Source organism: Streptomyces sp. NRRL B-24572, from assembly GCF_002156145.1.
Classification (GTDB): domain Bacteria; phylum Actinomycetota; class Actinomycetes; order Streptomycetales; family Streptomycetaceae; genus Streptomyces; species Streptomyces vietnamensis.
Genome location: NZ_MWIG01001235.1, coordinates 1 through 718, shown reverse-complemented (window position 1 = coordinate 718; position 718 = coordinate 1). Strand labels below are relative to the sequence as shown.

Genomic DNA, 718 nt, shown 5'->3' with positions numbered 1-718 from the left:
ATGTGTATAGGAGACAGCGCGGGGGCCGCGCCGGGCCGTTTCTGCACCCGGTCGCGCATGGTGGGCATGGCGAAGCCGCGGGGGTCGTCCTTCCAGTCCGACCACTCCTTGTGGCCGATGACGGAACGGGCGCCCCAGCCGTGGGCCCGGCACAGGGCGGCGGAGACCCGTTCGATGGCGTCGAGCTGGGCGGGCGGCCAGGGGTCGGTGCCGTCGCCGAGGTTGACGCACTCGAAGCCGTAGAAGCGGGAGTTGCCGTCGACGGCGCCGGAGCTGCCCTGGTGCTCGCGGGGGGTGGGCGGCCGGTCTCCGTACGTCTCGGTGATCACGGCCTGGAGGACGGACGGGTCGCCGCCTCCGGCGTGGTTGGCGCGGCCGTTGCCGACGAGGTGGACGCTGCCGTCCTTGGCGATGACGCCGTGGCAGAGCGGGCCGGGCAGCCCTTCGTATCCGTTGAAGCACATCTCGACGGTGTTGGCGGTGCCGGCGGAGACGGTGTGGTGGATGATCACGCCGGTGACGGGGCCCCAGGCGCCGACGTGGTTGCGGTTGTGGGTGCGCCAGCCGGGGTGCTCGACGACGGTGACGCCTTCGGCGCGGAGCGCGGCGACGAACCGGTCCGCGGTGAGGGGAGTGGCCATCTGGTGTCCTCCAGGCATGAAAAAGCCCGCGCCGGGGGAAGCCGGTCGGGCGTGCGGGGTGCGGGCTGTCTACGGGG

General features: G+C 72.7%; 1 protein-coding gene. It reads right to left on the bottom strand.

Translation table 11 applies throughout. The features are described from left to right. A partial coding sequence (locus CCN56_RS41500) for a peptidoglycan recognition family protein (RefSeq protein ID WP_086832606.1) occupies positions 1–641 on the bottom strand: 641 nt, incomplete at its 3' end. Positions 642–718: the final 77 nt, after the last annotated feature.